Annotated in this window: 21 protein-coding genes; 9 read left to right on the top strand and 12 right to left on the bottom strand. The window is 48.5% G+C overall.

Going from position 1 to position 21,470, the window contains the following annotated elements:
- Nucleotides 1-8: 8 nt before the first annotated feature.
- From CRO03_RS10180 to CRO03_RS10150, 7 genes are all read right to left on the bottom strand, one after another.
- On the bottom strand, nt 9-638 hold the full coding sequence (locus CRO03_RS10180) for an NADH:ubiquinone reductase (Na(+)-transporting) subunit D (protein WP_097111520.1): 630 nt from the start codon (nt 636-638) through the stop codon (nt 9-11).
- Entirely contained in the window at nt 631-1,434 is an 804-nt protein-coding gene (locus CRO03_RS10175; RefSeq protein WP_097111519.1) for a Na(+)-translocating NADH-quinone reductase subunit C, read from the bottom strand. Before CRO03_RS10175 ends, CRO03_RS10180 begins: the two co-directional genes overlap by 8 nt.
- Nucleotides 1,427-2,632 (bottom strand): NADH:ubiquinone reductase (Na(+)-transporting) subunit B, encoded by a 1,206-nt coding sequence (locus CRO03_RS10170; protein ID WP_097111518.1) that lies wholly within the window; start codon nt 2,630-2,632, stop codon nt 1,427-1,429. The genes CRO03_RS10175 and CRO03_RS10170 overlap by 8 nt, the downstream gene beginning before the upstream one ends.
- Nucleotides 2,633-2,634: 2 nt before the next feature.
- On the bottom strand, nt 2,635-3,972 hold the full coding sequence (locus CRO03_RS10165; RefSeq protein ID WP_097111517.1) for a Na(+)-translocating NADH-quinone reductase subunit A: 1,338 nt from the start codon (nt 3,970-3,972) through the stop codon (nt 2,635-2,637).
- A gap of 333 nt (nt 3,973-4,305) precedes the next feature.
- The gene (gene fabV, locus CRO03_RS10160; protein WP_097111516.1) at nt 4,306-5,499 is read right to left on the bottom strand and encodes an enoyl-ACP reductase FabV; all 1,194 of its coding nucleotides are present in this window, start codon (nt 5,497-5,499) and stop codon (nt 4,306-4,308) included.
- A gap of 137 nt (nt 5,500-5,636) precedes the next feature.
- Nucleotides 5,637-5,969 (bottom strand): BolA family protein, encoded by a 333-nt coding sequence (locus tag CRO03_RS10155; protein WP_097111515.1) that lies wholly within the window; start codon nt 5,967-5,969, stop codon nt 5,637-5,639.
- A gap of 127 nt (nt 5,970-6,096) precedes the next feature.
- Nucleotides 6,097-6,720, bottom strand: coding sequence for an alpha-ketoglutarate-dependent dioxygenase AlkB family protein (locus CRO03_RS10150; RefSeq protein WP_097111514.1), 624 nt, complete (start codon nt 6,718-6,720; stop codon nt 6,097-6,099).
- A gap of 32 nt (nt 6,721-6,752) precedes the next feature.
- Between CRO03_RS10150 and CRO03_RS10145 the strand changes: the two genes are divergently transcribed.
- The 5 genes from CRO03_RS10145 to CRO03_RS10125 all read left to right on the top strand — a co-directional run bounded on the left by CRO03_RS10145 (nt 6,753) and on the right by CRO03_RS10125 (nt 10,873).
- Nucleotides 6,753-7,907, top strand: coding sequence for a methyltransferase (locus CRO03_RS10145; protein WP_097111513.1), 1,155 nt, complete (start codon nt 6,753-6,755; stop codon nt 7,905-7,907).
- Between the two features lie 4 nt (nt 7,908-7,911).
- Nucleotides 7,912-8,463, top strand: a complete 552-nt coding sequence (locus CRO03_RS10140) for a YajG family lipoprotein (RefSeq protein WP_097111512.1) — start codon at nt 7,912-7,914, stop codon at nt 8,461-8,463.
- A 4-nt stretch (nt 8,464-8,467) separates the two neighbouring features.
- Nucleotides 8,468-9,049: a peptidylprolyl isomerase gene (locus CRO03_RS10135; RefSeq protein ID WP_097111511.1), complete on the top strand. Its 582-nt coding sequence runs from the start codon at nt 8,468-8,470 to the stop codon at nt 9,047-9,049.
- 54 nt (nt 9,050-9,103) lie between these two features.
- The gene (locus tag CRO03_RS10130) at nt 9,104-9,424 is read left to right on the top strand and encodes a hypothetical protein (RefSeq protein ID WP_097111510.1); all 321 of its coding nucleotides are present in this window, start codon (nt 9,104-9,106) and stop codon (nt 9,422-9,424) included.
- Between the two features lie 99 nt (nt 9,425-9,523).
- Nucleotides 9,524-10,873, top strand: coding sequence for an AmpG family muropeptide MFS transporter (locus CRO03_RS10125; RefSeq protein WP_097111509.1), 1,350 nt, complete (start codon nt 9,524-9,526; stop codon nt 10,871-10,873).
- Nucleotides 10,874-10,928: 55 nt separating this feature from the next.
- Here the strand turns inward: CRO03_RS10125 and CRO03_RS18630 are convergent, their stop codons facing one another.
- Both CRO03_RS18630 and erpA read right to left on the bottom strand, forming a co-directional pair.
- Nucleotides 10,929-11,171, bottom strand: coding sequence for a helix-turn-helix domain-containing protein (locus CRO03_RS18630; RefSeq protein WP_019675992.1), 243 nt, complete (start codon nt 11,169-11,171; stop codon nt 10,929-10,931).
- Nucleotides 11,172-11,677: 506 nt separating this feature from the next.
- On the bottom strand, nt 11,678-12,019 hold the full coding sequence (gene erpA / locus CRO03_RS10115; RefSeq protein WP_097111508.1) for an iron-sulfur cluster insertion protein ErpA: 342 nt from the start codon (nt 12,017-12,019) through the stop codon (nt 11,678-11,680).
- Nucleotides 12,020-12,196: 177 nt separating this feature from the next.
- Between erpA and CRO03_RS10110 the strand changes: the two genes are divergently transcribed.
- From CRO03_RS10110 to hemL, 4 genes are all read left to right on the top strand, one after another.
- Nucleotides 12,197-13,900, top strand: a complete 1,704-nt coding sequence (locus CRO03_RS10110) for a chloride channel protein (protein WP_097111507.1) — start codon at nt 12,197-12,199, stop codon at nt 13,898-13,900.
- Nucleotides 13,897-14,334, top strand: a complete 438-nt coding sequence (locus tag CRO03_RS10105) for a CopD family protein (protein WP_097111506.1) — start codon at nt 13,897-13,899, stop codon at nt 14,332-14,334. Before CRO03_RS10110 ends, CRO03_RS10105 begins: the two co-directional genes overlap by 4 nt.
- A 90-nt stretch (nt 14,335-14,424) precedes the next feature.
- Entirely contained in the window at nt 14,425-15,429 is a 1,005-nt protein-coding gene (locus CRO03_RS10100; RefSeq protein WP_097111505.1) for an aspartate carbamoyltransferase, read from the top strand.
- A gap of 76 nt (nt 15,430-15,505) precedes the next feature.
- Entirely contained in the window at nt 15,506-16,786 is a 1,281-nt protein-coding gene (gene hemL / locus CRO03_RS10095; RefSeq protein WP_097111504.1) for a glutamate-1-semialdehyde 2,1-aminomutase, read from the top strand.
- On the opposite strand, the gene CRO03_RS10090 is transcribed toward hemL, so the two are convergent.
- The 3 genes from CRO03_RS10090 to CRO03_RS10080 all read right to left on the bottom strand — a co-directional run bounded on the left by CRO03_RS10090 (nt 16,783) and on the right by CRO03_RS10080 (nt 21,465).
- Nucleotides 16,783-18,855 carry a winged helix-turn-helix domain-containing protein gene (locus CRO03_RS10090; protein WP_097111503.1) on the bottom strand — a complete coding sequence of 691 codons (2,073 nt, stop codon included), beginning with the start codon at nt 18,853-18,855 and terminating at the stop codon, nt 16,783-16,785. The genes hemL and CRO03_RS10090 overlap by 4 nt on opposite strands.
- Before the next feature lie 92 nt (nt 18,856-18,947).
- On the bottom strand, nt 18,948-19,196 hold the full coding sequence (locus tag CRO03_RS10085; RefSeq protein WP_097111502.1) for a hypothetical protein: 249 nt from the start codon (nt 19,194-19,196) through the stop codon (nt 18,948-18,950).
- A gap of 112 nt (nt 19,197-19,308) precedes the next feature.
- The gene (locus tag CRO03_RS10080) at nt 19,309-21,465 is read right to left on the bottom strand and encodes a winged helix-turn-helix domain-containing protein (RefSeq protein WP_097111501.1); all 2,157 of its coding nucleotides are present in this window, start codon (nt 21,463-21,465) and stop codon (nt 19,309-19,311) included.
- Nucleotides 21,466-21,470 lie beyond the last annotated feature (5 nt).

Raw genomic sequence — 21,470 nt, 5'->3', positions numbered from 1 at the left:
GCTGCTCCTTATGCCTTCTCTACTTGTTCCGGACGATATGCCCGCAACACCCAGATAAATAGTCCGATAATAATAAAAGCACTGGGTGCAATCAGCAGGAAACCCATTGGCTGGTACCAGCCACCTTCGCTCAGCAATGGCATAATTTGCACACCGAACAGTGAACCTGAACCACCTAACTCGCGGATAAAAGCGACGACCAGCAGCACCACGCTGTAGCCCAAACCATTACCAATGCCGTCCAGGAAGCTCATACCAGGCGAGCTCTTCATAGCGTAGGCTTCAGCGCGGCCCATTACGATACAGTTAGTAATTATCAGACCAACGAATACCGATAACTGCTTGGCCAGATCGTAAGCAAAGGCCTTCAGGAACTGGTCAACCACGATTACCAGCGAGGCAATAATGGTCATTTGCACGATAATCCGCACGCTTGATGGAATATGATTGCGTATCATCGAGATAAAAAGGTTTGAAAATGCTACTACGAAGGTCAATGCAAAACACATTACCAACGCCGTATCCATTTTAGTAGTAACAGCAAGCGCCGAACAAATACCCAATACCTGTAATGCTATCGGGTTGTTGGCGAAAACCGGCCCGAACAGGACCGTTTTAATTTCTTTTGCATTAGCCATTGTTTAAGGCTCCTTGACGCACTTTGGCTAAGAAAGGTCCGAAACCGTTCTCGCCAATCCAGAAAGTAAAGGTATTTTGCACCCCATTTGCGGTCAGAGTTGCGCCTGACAAACCGTCAACTTCGTAGTCGGAGTCTGGGTTTGCGTTACCTGGCTTTTTAACTTCCAGGCCAACAACGCCGCCGTCTTTCGTCAGCTTTTTACCTTTAAATTGCGCCTTCCAGCGCTCATTCTCAATTTCTGCACCTAAGCCCGGCGTTTCACCTTGCTCATAATAATTAAGGCCAATGATGGTATTACCATCTGGCTGTAATGCCAGAAAAGCATGCATAGTTGACCATAAACCATAGCCATGCACCGGCAGTACTACCGATTGCAGATTACGATCTTCATCATAAGTAAGGTAAACCGGGGCAAGCTCAGCAATCCGGCGAATTGACGCAACATCCGTTGCGCCATCTAATGCAGTACTTTGCTCCGGATCTTTCATTGCCCGACGATAATCATATGCTTTGGCACAGGCTTTATCGCAGTCGGCAACAATTTCACCTGTTTCCAGGTTAACCAGCCGCGACTCCACGTGCTTTTCAAACTTTTCAGCAATTTCCTGTGGCGAAGCTTTACCTTCAATCAGGCCGACGCTGCGCAATATGTTTACCTGAGAATCCAGTAGTTTATTCTGGTTCTGCTTAGGACGCAGTTGCACTGCAGCGGTAGATACCACGATAGCGCACACTAAACATAAGGAAACTACTACAATCAGCGTTTTGCTGATGGTGTCATTATTACTAGACATTGCGTGCCAGCCTCCGCTTAATATTGGCCTGAGCCACGAAGAAATCGAATAAAGGTGCAAACAGGTTAGCAAACAGGATAGCCAGCATCATGCCTTCCGGGTAAGCCGGGTTAGCAACGCGGATCATAATCACCATAAAGCCGATTAAGATACCATAGGCCCACTTGCCCTGATTGGTAAAGGATGCTGAAACCGGATCGGTTGCCATAAAGAACATCCCGATGGCAAACCCGCCCAGAACCAGATGCCAGTGCCAGGGCATAGCAAACAGTGGGTTGGTGTTTGAACCGATAGCGTTGAACAGGTAGCTGGTTAAGATCATGCCGATCATCACACCCAGCACGATACGCCAGGAGGCAATCCGGAAGTAAATAAGTGCTAAACCACCGACTAATAAGGCCAATACTGAAGTTTCACCTACTGAACCAGGAATAAAACCTAAGAATGCATCCCACCACAACTGAGTATTAGCGGCATAATCCAGATCACCCATTTGTGCTTTACTTAACCAGGTAGCACCTGAGTAACCATCGGCTACAGTCCAGACCGCGTCACCGGATATTTGTGCCGGGTACGCAAAGAACAGGAAAGCACGACCAGCAAGCGCAGGGTTTAAGAAATTACGGCCAGTACCACCGAATACCTCTTTAGCCACAACGACACCGAAAGTAATACCTAACGCGACCTGCCATAGCGGAATGGTTGCCGGCAGAATCAGTGCAAAAAGAATTGAACTGACAAAGAACCCCTCGTTGACTTCATGCTTACGCACTGAAGCAAACAAGACCTCCCAGAAACCACCAACGATGAACGTTACGGCGTATATTGGCAGAAACCAGACCGCACCATAAAACATCTTGCCGGCCCAGCCTGAGGCTTCAGTCAGATTACCGCCCAGCAGCTGGAAGATCGCCACCTGCCAGGTATCAGGTGTGCCATAACCGGCTGCCAGCGCTTCTACCGCCTGATGGCCGATATTGAACATACCGAAAAATAATGCCGGAAACAGTGCCAGCCAGACAAAAATCATGATTCGCTTCAAATCAATACTGTCGCGAACATGGGTGCCATTTTTGGTAACTAAACCAGGTGTATAAAAGATAGTCGCGGCAGCTTCATACAGCGCGTACCACTTCTCATACTTACCGCCTTTCTCAAATTGCGGTTCGATGCGCTCTAAAAAATGCTTTAAACTCATGATTAGCCTTCCTTCTGGATGGTCGTCAAGCAGCTGCGCAGAATAGTGCCGTAGTCGTATTTGCCAGGGCATACAAAAGTACACAGTGACAAATCTTCTTCGTCTAACTCCAGGCAACCCAGGGTTTGGGCGCTGTCGGTATCACCGGAAACCAGGTCCCTTAACAACAATGTTGGTAATACATCCAGCGGCATTACCCGCTCGTAATTACCAATTGGCACCATGGCGCGTGATGAGCCATTGGTGGTCGTTGTCATATTGAACAGGCGTTTTGGGCTCAAGTGCGACAGATAAGCACGCGTTACCGAGAACTTAGTAGCGCCGGGGGCAATCCAGCCAAGGAATTCTTTTTCATATCCTTCGGCCAGCACTGATACCTGATTATGGTAACGGCCTAAATAGCCATGCACACCATGCGCGCTGCTACCTGCCAGCACTGAGCCTGAAATAATACGGTTTTTACCGTCATTGAGTTCATTCGCCGTCAGTTCTGCTAATGATGCACCTAGTACTGTTTTAATCAAACGTGGTGATTTCACTACAGGACCGCACAATGCCACTACCCTGTTGGCATCCAGCTCGCCGCTTAGAAACAGCTTTGCCATGGCAATAACGTCTTGATAACCAATATGCCATACCACTTTTTTCATGCTTACCGGCTCTAAAAAGTGAATATGGGTTCCTACTAAACCGGCAGGATGCGGACCGTCAAATTCTGCGACTTCAACCGCAGAACTGGCTGGTAGCTCGCTACCGGCTTTTTTGGTCAGGAAAACTTTACCGTCGGTCAGCTTGCTCAGCAGGGTCAGCCCCTGAGTAAAGGCTTCAGATTCTGCGTTAATAATGACGGCAGGATCAGCTGCCAATGGATTGGTATCCATGGCATTAACGAAAATGGCACGTGGTGTGCTGTCAATCGCCGGGATCTGGCTGAATGGCCGGGTGCGCAATGCAGCCCACAGGCCTGACTCAACCAAATTTTCAGTGACTTGCTCACGGCTTAAACCGGCAAGCTGGTCGCTGCTATAGCGTTTGAATTGCTCTGCATCATCGCCGTTTACAGCAATGACGACCGATTGCAATACCCGCTTGGCACCACGGTTAATCTCTTTAACAGTGCCGGCAAGTGGTGCTGTAAATTTAACACCAGGGTTTTTCTTATCTTCGAAAAGCACCTGGCCTTTTTTTACGGTATCACCTACTTCGACTGCCATTGTCGGACGCATGCCCACATACTCTTCGCCCAAAACGGCGACGGTAGTAATGGCGTTACCCGTACTTATCTCTTGTTTAGGACTGCCTGCGAGGGGAATGTCCAAGCCTTTTTTGAGTTTTATCATACGTACTTGCACTACTATTTTGGGAAGAAACCGGGTCTAGTTTTTCAGCTGCAGCGAGCGCAGCACACCTGATTCTACTAATCCAGCCACTAGGGCGATTAATTTTTAACCAGATACACGTATTAAAGTCGCGAATTCTAACATTAAAGCCAGCGGCTATCCATGGTACAGCGTAAAATTATCAGCAAAATCATTGTAGCCTGCCCCGGGTAAAATTGCCGGTTCCAGTTAACAGGTTTTTGCGCCGACACAGCTTAATGACTGGCTTTGTTAGCTAGTTCCACTTAATTTAATGGCAAAATAAAGCCGCCCGGGGGCGGCTTGTCAATAAGACTAATTAGCCAGGTTGGCTAATGGCACGGCTGGCGTGACATCGGCATCGTAATCGACACCATCAAAGCCAAAGCCGAATAAATGTAAAAATTCAGTATGGTAGCCATGATAATCGGTCAGACTGTCAATGGTATCAGTAGTTACCTGCCCCCACAGTGCCGCAACTTTATCCTGCACCTGATCGGCCAGCTCTTTGCCATCCATCCGCAACCTGCCGGCATCATCCAGGGTTGGCGTGTTGCTATATAAACCCTGGCGGAATAAACCGTTAATCTGTTCAATACAGCCCTCATGACTGCCCTGCTCTTTCATCACCCGATATAGCAGCGAAATATACAACGGCATAATTGGAATGGCTGAACTGGCCTGCGTAACCAACGCTTTTAAAGAAGCGACATAAGCTTTGGCTTTAACATCGCTAAGCTTGCTGCGAATTGCCCCTGCTGCCCGATCTAAATCTTCTTTGGCGCGGCCAATAGTGGCTTTACCATAAATTGGCCAGGTAAGTTTTTTACCAATGTAAGTGTATGCCACAGTCTGACAGTTCTCTGCCAAAACACCCGCTGCATGCAGCTGATCTAACCAGCGCTCCCAGTCTTCACCGCCCATCACTTTAACGGTGTTAAATATCTCATCGTCGTTAGCCGGTTCAACCGAGACTTCTTCAATTTCCCGCTTGGTGGTATTAAGGTTTTTCGCGGTATATGCCTGGCCAATAGGTTTGAGTACTGAGCTGTAAACTTCACCACTTACCGGATCTTTACGACGTGGAGCGGCAAGGCTATACACCACTAAATCAATTTTACCCATTTCACTGCGGATAAGATTAATGGCCTCGGCTTTTAACTCATCAGTAAAGGCATCACCATTCAGATGTTTGTTCCACAAGCCTTCTGCCCCTGCGGCTTGTTCAAAGGCAGCGGTGTTATACCAGCCCGCGGAACCGGTTTTACTTTCGGTAGGCGCTTTTTCAAAAAAGATACCCAGGGTGTTAGCACCGGAACCAAACGCAGCGGTAATTCTTGATGCCAGGCCATAACCAGTAGATGCACCTATAACCAATACGTTTTTCGGGCCATTAGCTACAGGCCCCTGCTGTTTTACATAACTAATTTGTTGTCTTACATTCTCAGCACAGCCCATCGGATGAGCGTTAGTACAAATAAAACCACGAATTTTCGGTTGAATAACCATAAGAAGTCCTGCTGTTAGCTCGCTAAAAAATTACGCTAGTGTAAAACTTTAACCCAGAAAACAGGTCTGATCAGCCTGTTTATTTTATTTCAGGCTGAATTTAGCGAATAAACTGGACGATTTGGCGTATGCCAGGCTTATATTGTTGCTTTATCAACTTTACTGCCACCTAAACATTTTGGCGATGCAGGCGGTTTTTCAGCGTAGTACTCATACCACTCGCTGGGCGTATAAGTGTGCAGTGCCAGCGCGTGAATTTTCTCAGCCAGTTCTTCGGCCACCACCGCATTAACGGCCCGGTGCCGGGGAAGCAGACGCATACCATCAAACGCCGGAGTTACTATCACAACTTTAAAATGTGATTCGGAACCTGCAGGTACATTATGGTTACTACTTTCGTTAATCACCTCAAGATGCACCGGATCGAATGCACTCAGAAGTTTTTGTTCAATTACCGTTTGGATCATCATCTTTAAAATCTCAGCTCAGCTTTTCATCTGATGATAGTTAAGCAGGCCAGGATTGTCGCCTGCTATTTCGCATTTCAACTTACAGGGGAAGCTAACGAACTGGCCAGCTTACTAAAAATAATTTTATCTATCGAGGCGGTGCAATATATCGAAAAGTAAGGTTTAACCTTGGCGCGTCTACCCGGCTCTGCTTTGGTAGCCTATGCTGCCAGTGCTGCTGACAGTCCCCGGCCATCAGCAACAAACTGCCATTTTCGAGTTGTAACTGCAGTTGATGCCCTAGCGTACGGTGCTGTAAGTCGAATCGACGTGTCGCCCCCAGACTCAGTGATGCAATAGCGGGCGTATCACCCAGTTCAGGCTCGTTATCAGCATGCCAGCCCATGTGGTCCTGACCACTAGCATACAGATTAAGTAACACGCAATTAAATGGCCGGCCGATAGTATCGCTTAGCTCAGCGGCTAACTGCTGTAATGCCGGATGCCAGGGCGCAGGCATAAAGCGCGCACCGGAATACTGATAACTGCAATGCGGGTCGCCCATCCAGACCTGGCGCCGGGGTATCTTGACCGTTTTGCCATAGATGCGGATTTGCTCCTGGCGCCACGGTAAATCAGCAGTTAACTGTGCTTGCAGCAGTGACGCACCAGAGGCTGATAGCCAGGCAGGCCAGAGTGTAATAGCAGCGTCAGGTAATAAAAACTGTTGTGCTTCAGCTTTGCGGTTGTCGCTCTGCGCCTTGCGTGTCAAAATGCGGCTCTCTCTGCTTAAATGTTGTCGTTATGAATACCCAATTTCAGTTTGGTCAGATCAACCTGACGCTCCATCGCTGGCCACTAAACCAGCCCAATCACAGCTTACAAGCCTGGGATGCGGCTGACGAACTGCTGATAGACGCAGCAAACACTGCTATTGCTGACTTTACCGCGACGCACTCAGCGACGCCCAACGTATTACTGGTTAACGATAGTTTTGGCGCCCTGTCCTGCGCTCTGGCCCATTGCCGGCAAACCAGCAGCAGCGACTCTTTTCTGGCACAGCAGGCAGTACTGCATAACCGGACAGCAAATGGCATAGATAACCAGGCTTTTAGCAGCATCAACAGCCTGCAACCGCTGCCGGACAACACTGATATTGTGTTATTGAAGCTGCCAAATAACCATAGTTATCTGCGTTTTATTCTGAGTCAGCTGGCGGCTGTGGTGCGCCCCGATACTATCATTCTTGCTGCGGCGAAGGCGAAAGAGATCAACCGCAATGTGCTGGATATCTTTGCAACACAACTGGGGCAGGCCGAGGCGTCACTGGCCGTCAAAAAGTGCCGGCTAATACGCTGTCAGCCTGAACCCGGCAAACCACAACCGCACTTCCCGCTACAATGGCCACTGGAGGATACTGATTTTACTTTGATAAACCACGCCAATGTTTTCGCCCGGGAAAAACTTGATTTAGGCGCCCGGTTTTTACTACAACACTTACCCCAGGACACAACTGGCCAGCGGATTATTGATTTAGGTTGTGGTAATGGTGTGCTTGGCCTGACGTTGCTGGCTGATCAGCCCGGCAGCAACCTTGTATTTACTGATGAATCCTATATGGCCGTCGCGTCAGCAAAGGCCAATATCGAATTGAATATGCCGCAATGCTATGGCAACAGCGAGTTTGTAGTCGATGATTGTCTGGCCAGCCAACAAGACCAAAGCGCGGATCAGATTATTTGTAATCCGCCCTTTCATCAGCAGCACACGGTTACCTCGCATATTGCTACCCAAATGTTTACCGAAGCTAAGCGGGTATTGAAACAGGGAGGCCGGTTGCGTATTGTAGCTAACCGCCATCTCAATTATCAGCAGCAGTTGCAGCGGCTATTCGGCCATTGTCAGCAATTAGCAGCGAACCCAAAATTTGTGATACTCGAAGCGATAAAAAGGAGCTAACCAGATGCGTACCCTGTTGCTGTGTTTATTGTTGCTTGCCGGCTGTGCCAGCAAACCACCGCAGTTAATTGTCAGTCCACAGGTGTTCTGGCCTCAAGCCCCCACACTGAAGCAAAGTGCGTTCAGCTTTTACCTGCTGGATCAGCGTTCCAGCCTCAACACTCTGGTAATTCAGCGCGGTGATACCAGTCAGGGCTATGCTACAGCCAATGATCTGAGAGCAGAGCTGGAACAAACCGTCGCCGATGCATTAACCGCACGGGGTGCCAGCTTAACGAATCAGAGTGAGCGCTCGCTCACCATCCAGATTAACCAGCTACAGGCCAGAGTAAACCAACGGCCACTTGATCATGAAGTGGTTAACCGGGTAACCATGACGGTATTGGTGCAACATAACGGCAATAGCTTTTCTAAAGCTTACAGCGGTGACAGCCGCCAAATTGCGCCATTTCGGGCTGACGTAGCAGTAATTGAACGTGAACTCAGAGTGCTTACCGAGCAGGTGCTTACCGACTTGCTGCGCGATGAAAGCTGGCAAACCCATATCAGAGGATAAAATAATGCGACTATGGTTGATATTAGTAACACTGTGTTGTGCCATGTCAGTGCAGGCTGGTAAGTTTATGCAACCGGATAACCTGTATCCCCGCGTACAGCTGGAAACGTCGCAAGGTAATATTGTGTTAGAGCTTGATCGCAGTCGTGCGCCAGTTACCGTTAATAATTTTTTAAGTTATGTCAAAGCCAATGCTTACAACAACACGGTTTTTCACCGGCTTATCGCTGATTTCGTGGTGCAGGGCGGCGGCTACGATATGCAGTTCAGTGAAATTAAACAAGGCAAAACTATCTTTAATGAATCCGGTAATGGCTTAAAAAACCAGTTTGGTAGCGTCGCTATGGCACGCTTATCTAATCCGCACAGTGCCAGCAGCCAGTTTTATATTAATCTCGCCGACAACGCTAGTCTCGACCCGGGTTCACGATGGGGTTACGCGGTATTTGGCCGGGTAGTTAGTGGCTTTGAGGTGCTGGATAAAATTAATGTACTGGAAACCGAAACCAGCAAAAATCTGGGCTGGCCTGATGTGCCCCGCGAACCTTTACTGTTAAAAACGGTTCGCTTACTGCCAACCGAGTAAAACCCGCTATACTTGCCTTAATTGTTGTCCTCTATGCAACAGTTGAGGCAAGCGATGTCAGAGTGGTTTATTGAACTTAAATCTCAGCAGTTGGTGTACTATGTATCCCGCTTTTTGCGTGGTCGGTTGGCCCATAGCGAGCTGCATATATTTATTTGGGATACCCTGGAAGAGTGGTCGCAATTTCATTTGCTGGCCGACACCCCCGCCAGTTTGCGGGAGTGGGTGTTCTGGCACCTGATGCATCAGCTGGAATATTGGCCGGCTGATAGCCTGCAACATAACAGGCAGCTGCGCAGAAGTATTCAGGATTGTCTGAGCTTTCTGCGCGGTAAAGGCCATTGCCCGTTAGATTGCATTGGCGTCAGGCCCTAGGGCGTGTTGCTGCAAAAACAACCACCAAACGTCAACACGCCCTAATCACTTGACCAGAATTATCAGCAGCGTAAGCTAATCACACGGTTTTTTGTACGGATGTTTGCTTTGACCTCTTATTTTTCCTGGCTCTCAGGCCTGCGAATCTACTTCCAACGCCAGGTTCTCATTATTTTTGTAATGGGCTTTTCCAGTGGCTTGCCCTTAATGCTGGTGTTTGGCGTATTGTCATTCTGGTTGCGGGAAGCAGACGTGTCCCGGGCGGACATTGGCTATTTCAGCTGGGTCGCAATGGCCTATGCCATCAAATGGTTGTGGTCTCCGTTGGCTGACAACCTGAAAATCCCGCTACTGCACAACTGGCTGGGGCGACGCCGCAGCTGGTTATTGACGTCACAGGTTTTGGTCGCTATTGCAATCTGCTGTATGGCCTTGACCGATCCGCAACAAAATTTAGCGTTAATGGCTGGCTTAGCCGTATTACTGGCGTTTTCCTCTGCCACTCAGGATATTAATGTTGATGCATTCAGGATTGAGAGTGCTGCAGTTGAAATGCAGGCGGCGCTGGCCGCTGCTTATCTTACAGGCTATCGCCTGGCGATGATTCTGGCATCAGCCGGTACGTTGTGGCTGGCAGCCTTGTTTTCTGATGGCAGTGACTATGATTTATCTGGCTGGCAGCAAGCCTATCTGGTTATGGGGCTTTGTATGCTGCCCGGCATACTGACCACCTTACTAAGTAACGAGCCGGCAAGCGGTTTGCAACAACAAGTCGCTACTGAGGGTACTCTGGCGCAACGTTTCATCGCCTGGCTAAAACAAGCTGTGATAGCCCCCTTTACCGACTTTTTTAACCGTTACAAATGGCATGCACTGCTTATTCTGGCGTTAATTGCCTGCTACCGCCTTACCGATGTGGTAATGGGCGTCATGGCAAATGCTTTTTACGTCGACATGGGCTATAGCAAAGAAGAAGTAGCCAGTGTTTCAAAAGTATTCGGCGTGATAATGACATTGGTCGGAGCGGCACTTGGCGGTATATTGATTAATCAATTTGGTGTGATGAAAGTGTTGTTTGCCGGGGCAATTTTAAGCGCGGCGACTAATCTGCTGTTTTCGGCCCTGAGCCAGATTGGCTACGATCTGATGTGGCTTACCCTGGTTATTTCCGCCGACAATTTAAGTGCCGGTATAGCGACCAGCGCATTTATCGCTTATTTATCCTCGTTAGTTAATCTGGCTTTTACCGCTACCCAATATGCCATGTTCAGTTCTCTGATGCTGTTACTGCCTAAATTTACCGGCGGTTTTTCTGGTCAATGGGTCGATCAGTTCGGCTATAGCAATTTTTTTATCATGACTGCTGCAATGGGCTTACCGGTACTGGTGTTAATTATGCTATTGGCCCGGGCCAACAATCTGGTCCAGAATAAAAAAGCCGCTGAGTAGCGGCTTCCTTTATTATCTAAATTGTAAATTTATCGTAATTTAAGGGTGCTCTATGTCAGGCGCTAAGCACCTGTTTTAACCCTTCAGTAGGATCGACTTCCAGCGCCTGACAATAACGGACATACTCTATAACGTCCAGGCGGCGCTCCTGATTTTCAACTTTACCGATAAATGAATGAGGTGTCCCTAAAATTTCAGACAAACTGCGCATCGTATGTCCCTTGTCCTGACGTTGTCGCTTCAGCCAGACACAAAGACGCTTATTCTCGTCTGAAATTACACTTTTAGTACCTTTCATATTTTTTCTTCTCCCAGCGTGTTACGCTTTTATTATGATCAACCAGCCTTCCTGCGAAATAAAATCCAAACCTTATTGCCAGTGCAATAAGCAATTTAAAGCAATTAATTAAACCATAGGATGCGACGAGCGTATAGCTACATGCGTTAAAAAATGTACAACAACTTTACACTGGCGGAAATTAGTGACGAAGATAAACTGTTAAACTGTCAGGTTTTGAAGGTAACTGTGGGAATTTTGAGGTTATAAAAATGGTTAAACTATTGTTTATAATACCGTTATTAATGTGCATAATTTGGTATCTGTATCTTCGGCAAAATAACTGGACCCTGGCCCAGGGCAAAAAAGGCTTTTTGTATATTATCAGCTTCAACCTAGTTATTGCGCTGGTTCTGACCGCTTTGGTGTTTGCTACCCGTCAATAAAGTAAAACAGTGATTTTAAAGCGACTTTGCTGGATAACCCAGCAAAATTGTCTTTAAAAATTTACAAAATGTCTACTTTTACTAAACAGAAAATGAGGAGCCACAACCACAGGTTGTGGTGGCATTGGGATTCTGCACGATAAAACGGCTACCCTGCAAGCCATCAGTATAATCAACCACTCCGCCCATCAGATACTGCAGACTCATCGGATCTACAACCATAGAGACCCCTTGCTTTTCAACGGTTAAATCACCATCGTTTACTTTTTCATCAAATGTAAAACCATACTGAAAACCAGAACAGCCACCGCCAGTTATATAAACCCGCAGTTTAAGGTTAGGATTATCTTCTTCACTGACCAACATAGCGACCTTGCGCGCCGCCGCATCAGTAAACTCTAATGGTATTTGCATATCAGACATGGGAGCTCCAACAGGGTTACAACAGCGCGGATTATCTAATACCTGACTAATTTATTCAAGTATTAACCCGGCTTCAAGCAAACTTATGTTTGGTTTCAACTAATGTCAGCAATTAATATCTGCGTTCTCATATGCTTATGTTAGACTTAAACCATCGTTTAACTCATCTTATTTATTATGCGACGATGGCGAGACTGGCTGCCCGGGTTGCAGCGCCGATTAGCGTTACCGCAAACATCGTTACAGCTGTGTTTGCTTGGTATGCTTGGTGGCTTAATAGCAGCTCTGCTTATTATCATTTTCCGGCTGGCTATTGTTGCGCTTCAGCAGTTGTTTCTGACGGAATCGGATGACTTTTCCAGCGCCGACCCGGAAATTGTCTGGTTACTGCCTCTTGGCGGGGCACTGCTGATAGGGCTTATCGCCCTGGCGACCGGCTATCGCCACTACCGGATGGGTATCCCTTTTGTTATCCACCGGATAAAAACCCGTTACGGTATCATGCCCTTTCGTAATACCATGAATCAATTTTTTGGCGGCATCATTGCCCTGGTCAGCGGTTTTTCAGTTGGCCGGGAAGGGCCATCAGTGCATCTGGGCGCTTATGGTGCCAGTACAGTGGGCCGTTATCTGCAACTACCGTATAATAGCGTGCGTATTCTGGCCGGCTGTGGCATAGCAGCAGGTATTTCTGCGTCATTTAATACGCCGCTGGCTGCGGTGATTTTCGTGATGGAAGTGGTACTGCGTGAATATCGTATTCATGTCTTCATTCCTATAATGCTGGCATCTGTGGTCGGTGCGCTGGCCACCCAACTGGTGTTTGGTCACGACAGGGAACTGGCGTCACTTAATATAGTGGCAATAAACATCTGGCATTTCCCCTACCTTATTCTTTGCGGCATCGTGTTCGGTGCTGTAGCGTTTCTTTTTAACCAGAACCTGATGCGGCTGATCAGGCTGGTTAAAAACTGGCCACTATTGGTTCGCCTGGCCCTGGCTGGTACGGTAACTGCAGCCGTCGGCTATCTGATACCGCATGCCATGGGCGCTGAAACCGGCGCAATCTTTAATGCGGTAAACAATCCAACAGATGTTCAGCTATTGCTGGTGATATTTATTGGTAAACTGATCCTAACCATTTTTGCCCTGGGGCTTGGTGTGCCGGGTGGGGTAATAGGGCCGGTATTTGGTATGGGTATTGTACTGGGCACCCTGCTGGCAATCGTACCCGCGATTTTTATTGGTGACAGCAGCACCGCCGGCACTTATGCAGTACTCGGCATGGCCGGTTTAATGGCCGCGACCTTGCACGCACCATTAGCAGCGCTACTGGCGGTAATTGAACTGGCGTCAAATCAGCAGATTATTCTGCCGGCAATGGTGGTGATTATTACGGCGTACGTTACCACTGTGCAGTTTTTTAATAATAAATCCATCTTTATGATGCAGCTTGATTTTATGCAAATGCCTTACAAGTTGGCCCCTGCCGACGACATCTTGCAAAAAGTAGGGGTGCTGGCGCTGCTCAGTAAAGAGTATGTATTACTGCACAACCCTGATGACACTGCAGTGCGTCAGCAACTGGCACAGCTGCAGCCGCCGGTGCAATTGCTGCTAAAACGTACTGACGGCGACGAAACAGCGTTTGTGGCGGCAAGTTATGATGTCAGCTTATCGTTGAGTGGTGACAGTGCCATCAACTATCAGGACGTTACCGGATTGTCTCATCAGGCTACCCTGGCGGAAGTGTTTGCCTTGCTTGAAGACGAACGAGATGGTCTGGTCTACATCTATCAGGACTCGCCGACAGAGCCTATTGGCATTATCCGCTGGGACCAGGTTCGCAGCCTATTAATAAAGCAGAATAATTTACTATGACCCTGATTTTGCTATACAAAGCATTACACCTTTTTTTTATGGTTGCCTGGTTTGCCGGCATTTTTTATCTGCCACGGTTGTTTGTCTACCATGCCGAAACCCGCAGTACCGATTGTGCTGAAACTTTTAAAATCATGGAACGGCGCCTGCTTTTTTTTGTAACACCTTTTGCCGTGCTGACCCTGATATTTGGAGCGTTGCTTATTGTTGCCTATGGCAAAGCCTGGTTTGTTGCCAGTGGCTGGTTGCATATTAAACTACTGCTGGTGATATTGCTGTACGCTTACCACGGCTGGTGTTTTAAATTACTGGCAGATTTTAAGCACAATCGTAACCGGCACAGCCCGCGTTTTTACCGGATATTTAACGAGATGCCAGTGCTGCTATTACTGGCAATTATTTTACTGGCAACGCTGAAGCCGCTACTGCACTAAACTCGCTTTTAACCATCGGTTTTGCGTATAATAGGCGCCACTTTGCGCCAGCAGCGGCGCCCAATGGCAAGTGTTAAGTGAGTACTGACAATGAGCTTCAAAGGCCAGCACATCCTCTCTGTTAAGCAGTTCGACCGTGACAGCATCACCCGGATTTTTGATATTGCCCGGCAGATGGCACCTTATGCCAGCCGCAAAAAACGGACCCGGGTACTCGATGGCGCTATTCTTGGCAATCTGTTTTTCGAACCCAGCACCCGTACCCGGGTCAGCTTTGGTTGTGCGTTTAACCTGCTGGGCGGCGAAGTACGCGAAACCACAGGCATGGAGTCTTCAGCACTGTCAAAGGGGGAGTCTTTGTTCGATACTGCCCGGGTAATTAGCAGTTACAGCGATGTGATTGCCATGCGCCATCCTCAGGCCGGCTCTGTTGCTGAATTCGCTGAAGGCAGCCGGGTACCGGTACTTAACGGCGGTGACGGCGCCAATGAGCACCCGACTCAGGCGTTACTGGATCTGTTTACCATAGAACGTGAGCTGGCCGCCTCTGGCCTGCAAATTGATGGTATGCATATTGCGATGGTCGGCGATTTAAAATTTGGCCGGACCGTTCATTCACTGTCAAAGCTACTGTGTTTATATCGCAATATTAAACTGACCTTGGTGTCACCTGCCGAGTTGGCGATGCCCGATGACATTATCAGCAACCTGACCAATGCCGGCCATCAGTTAGTGATCAGTGATAAACTGGAAGGTCATTTAAATGCCGATATTGTTTATCAGACCCGGATCCAGGAAGAGCGATTCCCATCGAAAGCCGATGCAGAACAATATCGTGGTAAGTTTCGGTTAAATCAGGAAATTTATACCCGATACTGTAAATCTAACACCGTTATTATGCATCCGTTGCCACGTGATTCGCGTATTGAAGCCAACGAATTAGACAATGATTTAAACCTGAACCCTAACCTTGCTATTTTTCGTCAGGCCGATAACGGTGTGCTGGTGAGAATGGCACTGTTTGCCCTGACCCTTGGCGTGGAAAATATCGTCAAAGATTACGAATGTGCGGTGCCGTGGTATAGCAATAAATAGCATAGCAATAAGTAGTACAGCAACAAGAACTACTGCCAACAAGCACAACATCCAACAACTGCGAACGGAACTTATTATGTCTTTATCTGAAACCCTGTTTCAACGGGCCCAGCTAACTATCCCCGGTGGGGTTAACTCGCCGGTGCGTGCCTTTAAAAGTGTCGGCGGTACCCCGGTATTTATGGAGCGTGCTGATGGCGCCTACTTATTTGATGTTGATGGCAAACGCTATATTGACTATATCGGCTCCTGGGGTCCGATGTTACTGGGTCACAACCATGCAGCTATCCGCAATGCGGTCATTCAGGCAGCCGCAAATGGCCTGAGCTTCGGTGCCCCCTGCCCGGCAGAAATTGATATGGCGGAAAAAATCGCCCAACTGGTACCGTCCATGGAAATGGTACGGATGGTAAGCTCCGGCACCGAAGCCACCATGAGTGCTATTCGTTTGGCCCGGGGCTACACCAGACGCGATACCATTTTAAAGTTCGAAGGTTGTTATCATGGCCATGCCGACTCTTTGCTGGTTAAAGCAGGCTCTGGCGCGCTGACGCTTGGCGTACCCAACTCGCCAGGCGTACCGGCAGACTTTGCCAAATATACCCTGACCTGTGAATTTAACAATCTGGCGCAGGTAGAACAAATCTTCGCAGAAAAAGGCGCCGATATCGCCTGCATTATTGTCGAACCCGTCGCGGGCAATATGAACTGCATCCCGCCAGAGCCGGGTTTTCTGGAGGGGCTACGCCGGATCTGCGATCAGTATCAGAGCGTGCTGATTTTTGATGAAGTGATGACCGGCTTCCGGGTTGCGCTGGGCGGCGCGCAGGCGGTGTACAACGTAACACCAGACCTGACCACGCTTGGCAAAATCATCGGCGGCGGTATGCCGGTCGGAGCCTTTGGTGGCAGGCGGGCTATTATGGAGCATATTGCGCCATTAGGTCCGGTCTACCAGGCAGGTACTCTGTCTGGTAATCCTATCGCTATGGCAGCAGGCCTGGCCGCACTGAATGAAATCAGCAAGCCAGATGTGTTCGAAAAGCTGGCTTCTAAAACCAGTCAGCTGGTTACCGGCCTGAGTGCTGCGGCACAACAGCACGGGGTGCCAATGACTTTTAATCAGGTTGGCGGCATGTTTGGTTTTTTCTTCAGTAATGAAGCAAGAGTCAGCAATTACCAGCAGGCAACCCAGTGTGATGCCGCGGCTTTTAAACAGTTCTTCCATTCAATGCTGCAGCAAGGGATCTATCTGGCTCCCTCCGCCTTTGAGGCAGGCTTTTTGTCACTGGCACACAGTGATGATGATCTGGCCGCCACAGTCGATGCCGCGGCTAAGAGTTTTGCTGCGCTTTAACTGCGATTCTGCAGCCAGACGATGTCGGTATCGTAGTGGCGGGGCTGCACACTGAACAGGTTACCGGTATTGTCGCTATGAATTTCCAGCGGCAATGCCGTAGCCGGCCAGGGGTAACTACTGATCTCACCACTTTGCCAATCATACACCTTGAGCCGCCACTGCTGACGGTCAAGCCATAACAGTTGCCGCTCAGTACTGGTCCACTGTTCTGGCAGAATATGGTGCCAGTTCAGGCTTACCGGCAACGGACTTAACTGTTGTGGCTGACTGGCTGACCAAAATGCCAGCGTGCTGTCGTTATAAAACTGTACCACTAAGCCAGCGGGGGCACATTTCAGGTTTACCACCCCTGACAACAGCACTTCGGGTTGTTGCAGCCCCGCCATTAACTGCCAGCCATCACTGGTTTGCTCTGTCCAGTACAGGATATCATCGCAACTTTGGTAATGGCCTGATACCGGCCTGCTGTTTATTAACGAAAGGCTGCCATCCTCCAGCGCTATCTGATAAAGCTGGTTATCAATAACTGACAACAGGGTATCCTGGTGCCAGAATACCTGCTGAATGTACTGGCCACTGCTTAACCGTGACAGCTGACGACTATCCCTTCCCTGTGACAACCATACCTGATTGTCCCCGGCCCGCTCAGAAACAAACGCAATCTGCTCGCCATTGGCGGCGAACAACCGCTCGTTGCGATTACTGGTTTGCCAGCTCCGTTCACTGGTCAGCTGCTGGTTCGCCAGTGTTAACAGCACAATATCAGTAGTGTAATCAAGGTACTGAGTAGACAGAATGCGCTCCTGATACCGCTGTGGCTGGGTCAAATCCCAGGTCATTGGCCCCAGACTTAGCTGTTTTTTACTTTTTAGATTATAAAGCTGCAACTCACTGTTTTTCAGGGTCAGCAATGCGTGCTGCTTATCCCAGCTACTACTGGTGATAATTTGCTGGTCGAAATCAGCAATTTTTTCCAGCTGTTTTTGCTCCAGGTTCACCTGGTACAACCGGCTACGATAAAAATCCTGCCGGGCAACCAGATACAGTGCTGAACCCACTACCAGTAGCTGGTCAACTTTGTGCCACTTTTCCTCAAACGCCATAAGCCGTGTTGTGTTGCCATCTTCAGCCCGGCGCCATAGCTCATAACGGCGCAAGTCTGCGTCATAATCCAGCCAGTACCAGTCACGCGCTAAAATCGCCAGCCCCTGGGTCAGAACCTGCTGACACGGCATTACTTTGCTGGCAGGCATAAAGTCAGGCATCACCTGTTGCTGATAAAAGTAACAGTGTTGCTCGCTATCCTGCGCCCGGAACACAAGCTGATTGTTGTCCAGCCACAATGGTTGGCTGACAACAGGATATCGCTGCTCGTTGTAATTAACTTTTAAGCTGGTTAAGTCCTGGCGGGCCAGTTGTTGTGGCGCCGCTTCAGATTTTCGGTGCCAATAGAATGCATACTGCTGCCCGGGCTCCAGGGTGGCCCAGAACTCTTGTCCGGTTAAGGCGCTTAGCGGTTTTACTGTATCAGGTAACTGAGTTAACGGGGTGACAGTCACGCTGGCCAGCACGTATGCCAGGGCGGCGCCGCCCAGCAACAATATGTTGCATACTGCGCTGATAAATCGCCAGGGCAACCCTTTTTCTGTATCAGAGGCGGTATGTGTTAGTTCAGTAGCGGTTAGGGTTCTGGTTCCTGGCAACGGCTTACGCTGCTGGCTGGTTAGTGGCTCAATCTGACAAAGCCACTGATAGCCTTTCTTGGCGATAGTCGCAATATAGGTTGGCGACTTAACATTATCGCCCAGCACTTTACGCAGTGCACCTACGGCCCGCATTACCGCGGCATCTGTGCCCTCTGCAGGCGGCCAGACGTCATTAATAAGGGTATCTTTATCCAGAATTTGATTCGGATGTAACAAAAAGTAATTCAGCAGACTGTGGAGTCGGGGTTCTAATACGACCGGCACGGCATTGCTGACGTCGGGCTCGGCTGGCAATAACTGGCCGTAAGCCGCCTGATAGTACCAGTCGCCGATTTTTACCAGTGGTTCTAAATTTGACATTAAGGTCCGCCTGACTAAAGTGTCAGGGCGGATTATACCTTAATTAACTGAAAAGTAGAGTGTATCTGCTTTTGAAACAGCGTTAATCTGCCTCAGGCCAACTGAGTTTCATCTTTGTTATCTTTGGTAGTGTCTTTATCACCGCTTGGCTTGGGGGCTGAGCTATCTGTTGGCATAGGCTTCTGTTGATCAGGGTCGCGACATGTTGGCCACCAGTGACAAGTGTATAAATCATCGAGGAACAATTGCTCGTTATCATTCTGGGCACTGTTAAAATAGTTGATAGTTAAAGCTGAGGTAAAAACTGCAGTAACAATTGATACTTTTATCACATTTCTCATTTTCGAGTCTCCGGATGGTAGCCACACAATTGTGCTTTACCCTATTGACCTTACTCCGGTACTCGTCCAGAAACTCGATGGTTTTTCAATAAAATTCTTATAAAATCTCGATCTAGAAACTTATTTCAGCAATGTCGAAATCAGCCCTCTTAGCCTCTAAAAAATAGACTTCAGTCTCATCGGCAGACATACTAAAGCGGCTATGATACAAGTAATCGTCAATCACCTGTAGATTGATATCTTTCGTTCCCAGATTAAAATAACGAAGTTGATAATAACTATCTTCAAGCAAGTAAGTGTAATAAAAGCCGTGCTGTCGCAAATCGAACTTGAAAAACATTTGATCAGCGGTCGTATCTAATTTTAGTTCCCTAGGAGCCTCATTCGGATACTCTATGTAAAATGTTTTTGAGTTAGCATCCCTCCAAATATTGTATGGAGCGATGAATGACTCTATATATAATTCACGATCGGTCGCAAGCAAGCGCTTTTCAATCTCTACATCAGTAGAAGCGGCCATGATATCCCAACGTCCCTGCCGCGATTGCGCGTAAAACACTTCAGTACCATCCCGGCTCCAGGCAGGATTAGCAACAATCTCTTCTTTCTGTCCTACTATTTGCCTAAGCTGACCATCCAACGCCAACAGCCAGATCCCACTATTTAAATGCAACAACAATTGACTTCCATCAGGTGAGAACATCATGTTTCTGAATCGCTCCCGGGTTTCAAAGTGAGTAATTTGCTGTTGCTGTCCATCCAGATAAAATAACCAGACCTGAGGTAAGCCAGACCGACGGGATACCACAGCAGTAGGTCCATCTGTTTGCGGGTTTATTTCAACCAATGATTCATTGCGGTTGGAACTGAAAACCAGGTTTTCTGTGGGCGTGGCAGTAGCCAGCTTATTGTTAACCTTTTTGATATTGGTATGCGAGAAAAAACCGACCGACGCATAAATTTTACCACTAATTGCCCCCAGCTGAATTTCGCTGGCATGATTATCGGTATAGGCCAGTTCACGACTCTCACCAGTAGCCACGTCAACAATTCCCAATGCAGTTGGCCCGGAGGGGTAAATAATACTGCGGTCATCCAGCGTCCAGTCGATATTGCCCGGATAGGCATCATCAATCTGCACCAACAACCGGGTTGCTCTATTGGTTAAATCGAGCAGCCAGATTTGCGCAGCGCCAGCCGCATCGCGGATAAAGGCAATTTTATCGCCGGCACGGGAATAACGGCCGGCATAATCGCCAAAGCTGCTGGCCGGGGGCACGGTCAGCTGCTCAGCGGTTCCACCCGCCACCGGATACATCATCATAACCATCTGCCGTTGTTCTGGGTCGAGGCTGGGATAAACAATGTAACGGCCATCAGGCGACCAGCTAATTCTTGCAGATACCGATTCTGGCGTACAGAGTGTTAACAACTTGTCGCTTTTGACCACCATCTGGCCTGGCTCAAGTTCAAGCAGTCTGATTTCACAACTTCGGTCTGGTAGCATCCTGTGGTAAGCGATTTGCTTGCCATCCGGACTAAAGGCAGCGCCCAGGCTATTTGCACTATCGTCCGTTATCTGTACTCTTCTGTGGCTATCTAAATTCTGTAAATTTAATACAGCGATTTGCTCAGAATCTACTCTGGCATAACTAAACACCAGAAAGCGCTCATCAGGCGAAACGTTATGATAAAACTCCAGACCATCCAGTGAGGTAATAGGTGTATATCGCCAGAGCGGAATAGTGTTAACTTCTGCTGGCTGGTCTTCAGTCACTGGCTTTAACCATAGTAGCCAGACTAACAATACCAGCACGGGTGCCAATACTATCCCTGCCCAAATCGATGCCTGGCGGCGCGGACTGACAGCAGCAGGTACAGGCGCTAAGGTTACGGTGTCGTTTTCAGGCAGAGGTTTATCGGGGATTTCAGCCACATTGGCGATAAAGCGGTAACCCCGCTTGGGTATCGTTTCAATATAGGTTGGCTGTCGGGTGTCGTCGTTCAGCGCAATCCGGATAGCCCGGATCACCCGCATCACCCGGCCGTCAGACACATCCCGGATCCCCCAGACATCAGCCAGCAGTTGATCTTTCGTCACCAGGTTACCGGCATGGACAATAAAGTAGTTAACAACTTTCTGGCCCAGGTTATCTAAATCAGCCGTGGCAACAATCTGGCCCTGCTGATCCAGCTTCACCAGCTTGTCTTCTTTTGCCAGATAGTGCCATTCACCAACCAAGAGCGAACGTTCGGGTTTAATTTCCATAATAA

This window comes from Arsukibacterium tuosuense (assembly GCF_900215315.1).
GTDB classification, from domain to species: Bacteria; Pseudomonadota; Gammaproteobacteria; order Enterobacterales; family Alteromonadaceae; genus Alishewanella; species Alishewanella tuosuense.
The sequence above is the reverse complement of the archived record's forward strand: the minus strand, read 5'-3'. Positions and strand labels throughout refer to the sequence as shown.